Annotated in this window: 7 protein-coding genes; 5 read left to right on the forward strand and 2 right to left on the reverse strand. The window is 61.0% G+C overall.

The genetic code is table 11. The annotated features are described in order from the left end of the window. The first annotated feature begins 13 nt into the window (after positions 1-13). The 4 genes from I6L36_RS13015 to I6L36_RS13030 all read left to right on the forward strand — a co-directional run bounded on the left by I6L36_RS13015 (position 14) and on the right by I6L36_RS13030 (position 3,446). The gene (locus I6L36_RS13015; RefSeq protein WP_043155671.1) at positions 14-925 is read left to right on the forward strand and encodes a cation diffusion facilitator family transporter; all 912 of its coding nucleotides are present in this window, start codon (positions 14-16) and stop codon (positions 923-925) included. An 8-nt stretch (positions 926-933) separates the two neighbouring features. Further along, a complete protein-coding gene (cysE, locus tag I6L36_RS13020) occupies positions 934-1,713 on the forward strand; it encodes a serine O-acetyltransferase (protein ID WP_010672452.1) in 780 nt (259 codons plus the stop codon). Between the two features lie 21 nt (positions 1,714-1,734). Beyond that, positions 1,735-3,015 (forward strand): hypothetical protein, encoded by a 1,281-nt coding sequence (locus I6L36_RS13025; RefSeq protein ID WP_010672453.1) that lies wholly within the window; start codon positions 1,735-1,737, stop codon positions 3,013-3,015. A gap of 221 nt (positions 3,016-3,236) precedes the next feature. Further along, on the forward strand, positions 3,237-3,446 hold the full coding sequence (locus I6L36_RS13030; RefSeq protein WP_010672454.1) for a cell division protein ZapB: 210 nt from the start codon (positions 3,237-3,239) through the stop codon (positions 3,444-3,446). A 72-nt stretch (positions 3,447-3,518) separates the two neighbouring features. Here the strand turns inward: I6L36_RS13030 and elbB are convergent, their stop codons facing one another. Then, a complete protein-coding gene (gene elbB, locus I6L36_RS13035) occupies positions 3,519-4,169 on the reverse strand; it encodes an isoprenoid biosynthesis glyoxalase ElbB (RefSeq protein ID WP_053288857.1) in 651 nt (216 codons plus the stop codon). 401 nt (positions 4,170-4,570) lie between these two features. Here elbB and polA point away from each other — a divergent pair, with 401 nt between their 5' ends. After that, positions 4,571-7,324, forward strand: coding sequence for a DNA polymerase I (gene polA, locus I6L36_RS13040; protein ID WP_053288856.1), 2,754 nt, complete (start codon positions 4,571-4,573; stop codon positions 7,322-7,324). A gap of 77 nt (positions 7,325-7,401) precedes the next feature. On the opposite strand, the gene I6L36_RS13045 is transcribed toward polA, so the two are convergent. Continuing rightward, positions 7,402-7,941, reverse strand: a complete 540-nt coding sequence (locus I6L36_RS13045) for a gamma carbonic anhydrase family protein (RefSeq protein ID WP_053288965.1) — start codon at positions 7,939-7,941, stop codon at positions 7,402-7,404. Positions 7,942-8,175: the final 234 nt, after the last annotated feature.

Below are 8,175 nucleotides of genomic sequence, written 5' to 3' on the forward strand. Positions count from 1 at the left end.
AGGAAAGCCGGTTTTGAGCCACCAACACTATTCCCGCTGGGTCACCCTGGCCAGCATGGCCGCTGTGACCACCGCCACCCTGCTCATCCTGGGCAAACTGATCGCCTGGCTGATGACGGATTCATCCAGCCTGCTGGCATCCCTGACCGATTCCTTCATGGACATCAGCGCCTCTCTCATCAATCTGCTGGCCATCCGTTATGCGCTGGCCCCTGCCGACGAAGAGCATCGCTTCGGCCACGGCAAAGCGGAGTCCCTGGCGGGTCTGGTGCAGTCGGCCTTCATCTCGGGGTCCGCCCTGCTGCTGGTGATGCACGGCATCTCGTCGATGCTGAATCAGGTGCCCGTGGTGCGCCTGGAGGCGGGGATCTGGGTCAGTGTCGGCTCCATCGTGCTGACTCTGCTGCTGGTGAGCTTCCAGGGCTTTGTCATCCGCAAGACCAACAGTGTGGCCATCAAGGCCGACATGCTGCACTACCGTTCCGACCTGCTGCTCAATGGCGGCGTGCTGGTGGCACTGGTGCTGGCGGGGCAGGGGTGGTACTGGGCCGATGGCCTGTTTGCCATTCTGATCGGTCTGTTCCTGGTGTGGGGGGCCGTCCATATCGGCTACGAATCGGTGCAGGCCCTGCTCGATCGTCAGTTGCCAGAGGAGGAACAAGCGAGAATAATGGCCCTCTGCTGTGCCGTAGAGGGGGTGCATGGCGTACATGACCTGCGTACCCGCCAATCCGGGCCGACCCGTTTCGTGCAGTTGCATCTGGAACTCGATGATCAACTGCCTCTGGTCAGGGCCCATCAGATAGCCGACGAGGCTGAACTGGCCGTCCGCCAGGCCTTCGAGCGGATGGATGTGATCATTCACATGGACCCCATCTCGGTGCTGACAAAAGAACGACAAAGCACTCACCCTGAACAACAGTAGGCTGCAACATGGATGATCTGGTTGCCAGAACCTGGCAAAAAATTCAGCAGGAAGCGCAGAGCATGGCGGCCCAGGAGCCCATGCTGGCCAGCTTCTTTCATTCCACCATTCTCAATCACCGGGATTTGCGCTCGGCGCTGAGCTTCCAGCTCGCCAACAAGCTCGACAGCACCACCATGCCTGCCATCGCCTTGCGGGAAGTGATCGAGCTGGCCCTGCGCAGCGAGCCCGAGCTGCTGGCCGCAGTGGCCGCCGACATCTGCGCGGTGCAGGATCGCGACCCGGCGGTCGACCTCTTCTCCACCCCGCTGCTCTACCTCAAGGGATTCCATGCTCTTCAGGGGTATCGGGTGGCCAACTGGCTGTGGCGTCAGGGACGCCGTGCCCTGGCGCTCTATCTGCAAAACCAGATCTCCGTGGTGTTCGGCGTGGATGTACACCCGGCCGCCCGCATCGGCAAGGGCATCATGTTTGACCATGCCACCGGTATCGTGGTCGGGGAAACCGCCGTCATCGAGAACGACGTCTCCATCCTGCAGAGTGTGACTCTGGGAGGGACCGGCAAGGAGAGTGGCGATCGTCACCCCAAAATCCGGGAAGGGGTGATGATAGGGGCGGGGGCCAAGGTCCTCGGCAACATCGAGGTGGGCGTCGGCGCCAAGATCGGTGCCGGCAGCGTGGTGATCAACCCGGTGCCGCCTCACACCACGGTCGCTGGCGTGCCCGCCAGGATTGTGGGCCGCCCCGAGTGCGACAAACCTTCCCTGGACATGGATCAGTGCCTCTGATCCCCTGACCGAGGCCGTTGTATGGTCAAGCGCTGGTCAGGCTTTCTGATCCTGGGGATGTGGCTGCTCAACCTGCTGCACCTTTATCTGGACTTCTCCCCCTGGCCCGCCGCCATCGCGGCCTGGGCCGCCTCCCTGCTCACCTGGCCCTGGCTGGTGGGTGCCGCACGGCGTCAGGCGCTGGCCCTCTACGGCGCGGCGCTCCTGCTGCTGCTCTTTTCCTGGTGGCGGGGGGCCAGCCTCAGCCCAGGTGACTGGCTCTTGCCGAACATCAACATGCTGACCATGTTTGCCGCAGTGAGCACCCTCAATCTGGCTACCTCCGGCCTCTTGACCGGCACCGCCTCCTGGTCCGGTCGCAAGGGGCTGTGGAGCACCATGGCCAGCCTCAATCTGCTGGGGGCCGTCATCAATCTTTCGGTGCTCTTCATCATCGGCGATCGGCTGGAGCGCAACGGGACGCTGGAGCGGCGTCAGGTCATGGTGCTGAGCCGGATCTTCTGTGCTGCTGCGTTTTGGTCCCCCTTCTTCGTCGCCATGGCGGTGGCCCTCACCTATGCACCGGGTCTGCAACTGGGCAGCATACTGCCTTTTGGCATACTGGCGGCCTTGCTGGCCATGGGGCTGACGGCCTGGCAGGTAGAGCGACTCGGTGTGGAGACCTTTGAAGGTTATCCGCTGCGGCTCCAGACCCTGGGGCTACCGGTGACCCTGGCACTGCTGGTGCTGGTGATCCACCGTTTCTGGCCCGGACTCAGCATTCTGGCGGTGATCGCCCTGGTGGCGCCCTTGCTGGCCTTGCTGTTCATGCCGCAAGCGGGGCGAGGGGCTGCTCTCAAGCGCCAGGTGGTGGAGCGCTTCCCGGCCATCGGTGGCCAGCTTGTGCTGTTTCTGGGGGCCGGCCTGCTGGCGGCTGGCATCAACAGCGCGCTGTCAGTACTGGACTTTGGCAGTGGCCACGGCCTGCCGCTGTTCAACCACTTCGGCTGGCTGGAAGCCTGCCTGACCCTGCTGCTGATCTTCCTGGTGGCCATAGTGGGCGTGCATCCTCTCATCAGCATCTCGGGGGTGGCGCCGCTGCTCTGGCCGCTGGCACCGGATCCCAGCCTGCTTGGCATGTGCTTCCTCATGGGGTGGGGGCTGGCGACCGGGACGAGCCCGCTCTCCGGCTCCAATCTGGCGCTGGCGTCCCGCTACAACCTGAGCGCCGGGCTGCTGCTGCGCTGGAACCTGCTCTACGGCCTGCTGATGTACGCCGTGGCCTGTCTGATGATGGGGGGCTTCATCGCCTTGCATGGCTGATGACGGCATCGGCAGGAGGGCGGGTTATGCCACGGCGGACGCCCGGGATCGAGGTTCCTGCTGCCTGCGAGAAAAACCGACGCATATTTAAGCAATACCGGGCCGCAGGGCGCATTTTGCAACGTGCTGGCTTGTTTGTGCCGAGCGCATCAGGGTATGCTGGCTCCACGCGCTTGAATCGCCCTCTGTGGGGCATCGCAATTGAACATACAGGTATGCATATGTCACTAGAAGTCCTTGAGCAACTCGAATCCAAAGTACAATCCGCCGTCGACAACATCTCCTTGCTGAAGATGGAGCTGGACGAGCTGAAAGAGCAGAACAGCAAGCTGCAAGACGAAAACCACCAACTGCGCAACGAGCACGTTGCCTGGCAAGAGCGTCTGCGTGCCCTGCTGGGCAAGATGGACCAGATGGGCGATGCCATCTGATCCCGTCTAGATTGACCGGAATGAAAGCGGGCCGCTCCTTGAGCGGCCCGCTTGTTTTGGTCTGCCGGGCAATCAGAGTGCCAGCAGCTGTTTGACGGTCTTCTCGATGCCGTCCGCCGCCTCCACAATATTGTTGGCCAGCATGTAGGCAGGGGTGGAGATGACCTTGCGCTCCTGATCCACCACGAATTCGCTCACCGGGCAGTCGAGATGACTGCCACCCATGGTTTCGATGGCGTTGGCAGCGTCCTCGTCGTTGCCAATGGTGGCCAGGGTGCCTGCCCCATAGATGAGCGGGATCATGGCCGGTGCGATGCAGATGTAGGCGGCCGGTTTGCCTGCTCTGGTAAAGCTCTGGCAGGCCTTCAGCACATCCGGCTGGATGCGGCACTCTGCGCCCTTGATGGCGAAGTCACACAGGTTCTTGGCGGCGCCGAAGCCGCCCGGCACCAGCAGGGCGTCGAAGTCGGCTGCATCCAGTTCAGCCACATCCCTGATCTGGCCGCGGCAGATGCGGGCCGCCTCGACCAGCACGTTGCGGCTCTCTCCCTCGCTGACCTCGCCGGTCAGGTGATTGATGACATGAAGCTGAGGGACATTGGGGGCGAAGCATTGAACGGATGCTCCCTGACGGGCCAGCGCCAGCAGGCTGATGACGGCCTCGTGGATTTCGGCGCCGTCAAACACGCCACAACCACTCAAGATCACGGCCACTTTTTTCATGACAGACTCCTCGTTGTTGAAAATGTGAGCCAGGGTAGATTGTTGTACTTTTGTATGGTTATCGTTCGACCTCCGCTGGTCAAGTCATCTCCCTGTGCTAGGATTGTTTCGTTTTGGATCCTGCCTCAGTACCCCCCTTGAATTTTTTTCCACATTGATCGAGATCATGATGAGTGTGTCATGTTGAGTTTTCATGATCTCAACGTAATGTTTTAAAAGATATTTTTTGTTTTAATCCACAGCTTTGTCACGGCCGTGATGCAATGGTGCCATTTTTGAGCACAGAGTTATCCACAGCAATGTGCCCCACCTGTGCGCCGGGGTGATGGTGGGAGTCCCCTTGGTGTGGTGCGGGCCCTGTGGCATCCTAGCGGCTGTTTATTCTTGGCAGGACGATTTTCATGGCCTCTAGCAATCCTCTTATTCTGGTCGACGGATCTTCATATCTTTACCGCGCCTTCTTTGCCTCGCAGCAGGCCGATCTGCGCACCTCGACCGGCTTGCCTAGCGGCGCCGTCCGTGTCATGGCCAACATGATGCGCAGCCTTCGCAAGCAGTACCCCGACTGCCACGTGGCCGTGGTGTTCGACGCCAAGGGCAAGACCTTCCGCGACGACATCTATCCCGAATACAAGGCAACACGCGCCAGCATGCCGGACGATCTGCGCAGCCAGGTCGTCCCTATCCACCAGATGATCAAGGCAATGGGTTTCCCCTTCCTGATGGTCGAAGGGGTGGAGGCTGACGACGTGATCGGCACCCTGGCCCGTCAGGCGACCGAGAAACAGTTGCCTGTGCTCATCAGCACCGGCGACAAGGACATGGCGCAGCTGGTCTCCGACCATGTCACCCTGATCGACACCATGAAGGATGTGAAGACCGATCGGGAAGGGGTGATCGAGAAGTTCGGCGTACCGCCCGAGCTCATCATCGATTACCTGGCGCTGATGGGGGACAAGGTGGACAACATTCCCGGCATGACAGGTGTCGGCGAGAAGACCGCACTGGCTCTGTTGCAGGGGATAGGCAGCATCGACGAGATCGCCGCCAACCTCGACAAGGTGGCGGCGCTCGGCTTCCGTGGCTCCAAGGCGTTCGCCGACAAGTTCCGCGAGCAGGAAGAGCAGGTGCGCCTTTCCTATGTGCTGGCCACCATCAAGACCGACGTGGCGCTGGAACAGAGCCTGGAAGAGTTGCAGCTTGGCCCCATCGACAAAGAGGCTCTGCTGGCGGTCTATCGCGAGTATGAGCTGCGCAACCTGATCAAAGAGCTGGAGTCCGGTGGCGCTGAGGAGAGCGAAGCAGAAGGTGATGAGGAAGGCGCCGCCCCGGCAGCCGCCATCGAAACCGACTATCGCTGCATCCTGGACGAGGCCGAATTCGACGAGTGGCTGGCACGGTTGCAGGCGGCGCCGCTGTTTGCCTTCGACACCGAGACCACTAGTCTCGACTATATGGAAGCGCGCGTCGTTGGCGTCTCCTTTGCTATCGAGCCGGGCAAGGCGGCCTACGTGCCCTTCGGCCACGACTATCTGGGGGCGCCGGTGCAGCTGACCGAGGCCGTGGTACTCGGCAAGCTCAAACCGCTGCTGGAAGATCCGGCCCGTCTCAAGGTGGGGCAGAACCTCAAGTACGACCGCAATGTGCTGCTCAACCACGGCATCGAGCTGCAGGGTATCGCCTACGACACCATGCTCGAATCCTATGTGCTCAACTCTACCGCCAGCCGCCACGACATGGATTCCCTGGCCCGCAGGTATCTGAACGTCGAGACCATCTCGTTCGAGGACATTGCCGGCAAGGGGGTCAAGCAGCTCACCTTCAACCAGATCGAACTGGAGCAGGCGGCTCCTTACGCGGCGGAAGATGCCGACATCACCCTGCGTCTGCATCAGGCGCTGTGGGGCAAGCTCTCTGCCGAGCCGGGACTTGCCAAGGTATTCAGAGAGATCGAATTGCCGCTGCTGCCGGTTCTGGCGCGGATGGAGCGACTCGGTACCACCATCGAGCCCAAGCTGCTGCATCAGCAGAGCCAGGAGATCGAAGTGCGTCTGGCAGAGCTGGAGAAGCAGGCCCACGAGCTGGCCGGGCAGGAGTTCAATCTCTCCTCGCCCAAGCAGCTGGGTGAAATCCTCTTCACCAAGCTGGGGCTGCCTATCATCAAAAAGACCCCCAAGGGAGCGCCATCCACTGCGGAAGAGGTGCTGGCCGAGCTGGCGGAGACCTATGAGCTGCCGCAACTGCTGATGGAGCACCGTGGGCTGGCCAAGCTCAAGTCCACCTACACCGACAAGCTGCCGCTGATGATCAAGCCGCAGACCGGGCGGGTGCACACCTCCTATCATCAGGCGGTGGCGGCGACCGGTCGGCTCTCGTCCACCGATCCCAACCTGCAGAACATTCCGGTGCGCAACGAACAGGGGCGCCGCATTCGGCAGGCCTTCATTCCGTGCGCCGGTTACAAGCTGGTGGCGGCGGACTACTCCCAGATCGAGCTGCGCATCATGGCCCACCTCTCCGGTGACAAGGGGCTGCTGACCGCCTTCGCCGAGGGCAAGGACATCCACAAGGCGACCGCCGCCGAGGTGTTCGGGGTCGCGCTTGATGCGGTGACCAGCGACATGCGCCGCAGTGCCAAGGCGATCAACTTTGGTCTCATCTATGGCATGAGTGCCTTCGGTCTGGCCAAGCAGCTGGGGATCGGTCGCGCCGAAGCGCAGAAGTACATGGATCTCTACTTTGAGCGCTACCCGGGTGTGCTGGAGTACATGGAGCGTACCCGCCAGCAGGCGGACGCCCAGGGCTATGTGGAGACTCTGTTTGGCCGTCGCCTCTATCTGCCGGATATCAAGTCTCGCAACGCGGGCCTGCGCAAGGCGGCCGAACGGGCCGCCATCAACGCCCCCATGCAGGGTACGGCTGCCGACATCATCAAGCGGGCCATGATCAACGTGGATGGCTGGATCCGGGGCATTGAAGACCAGTCGATCCGCATGTTGATGCAGGTGCACGATGAACTGGTGTTCGAGATCCGCGAAGAGAAGCTGGAAGAGTACATCGCCCTCATCAAGGAGAAGATGTCGGGTGCGGCCGAACTGTATGTGCCGCTGGTGGTGGAAGCGGGCACCGGTGACAACTGGGATCAGGCCCACTGATCCTGCCTGATGGTCACATAGCTATATAAGAAGAGAAGCCCGGCATGATGCCGGGCTTCCTGTTTGTGGCTGCAGGGTCAGGCCTCTTGCAGGTATTCATCCTTGAGCAGCACATAGTTGTCGGCCGAGGTCTTGAGGAAGGCGATCTCGGCCGGCTTGAGAGGGCGGGCCTGCTTGACGGGATTGCCCATATAAAGAAAGCCGGCCTCGAGCCGCTTGCCTGGTGGCACCAGGCTGCCCGCCCCGATCATCACATCGTCTTCAACGATCACCCCATCCAGCAGGATGGCACCCATGCCGACCAGCACCCGGTCGCCTATGGTGCAACCGTGCAGCATGGCTTTATGACCGACCGTGACATCCTCACCTATCAGCAGCGGATAGCCGCCGGGGTTGCTGGCACTCTTGCGGGTCAGGTGCAGCACTGTGCCGTCCTGAATGTTGCTGCGCGCACCGATGCGGATATGGTTGACGTCCCCTCTGGCGGCCACCATGGGCCAGATGCTGGCATCGTCACCCAGCTGGATATCCCCCACTAGGGTGGCGCAGGGATCCACATATACCCGTTTGCCCAGTTGCGGGCGTTTTCCCTTGTAAGGTCTCAGTCGCAAGTCCATCTTGGCCTCCTTGTTTTCGGCCATTCTAGCAAGACGACACCGGTTTCTGTGGATAAGTTTGTATAAAAGCTGTGTTTGGATATGAATAACTAAAAAAGTGCCGATTTTTACAATTTTATTGCAGAGGAGGGGTTGCCAGAACGAATTAGCTCCCTATAATGCGCCTCCATCGACAGGGCAAGCGGCAACGCAAACAAGCCGGTCGGTAGCCTCGAAAAGCCTTTGAAAATAAGG

The organism is Aeromonas sp. FDAARGOS 1406 (genome assembly GCF_019048565.1).
Taxonomy (GTDB): domain Bacteria; phylum Pseudomonadota; class Gammaproteobacteria; order Enterobacterales; family Aeromonadaceae; genus Aeromonas; species Aeromonas caviae.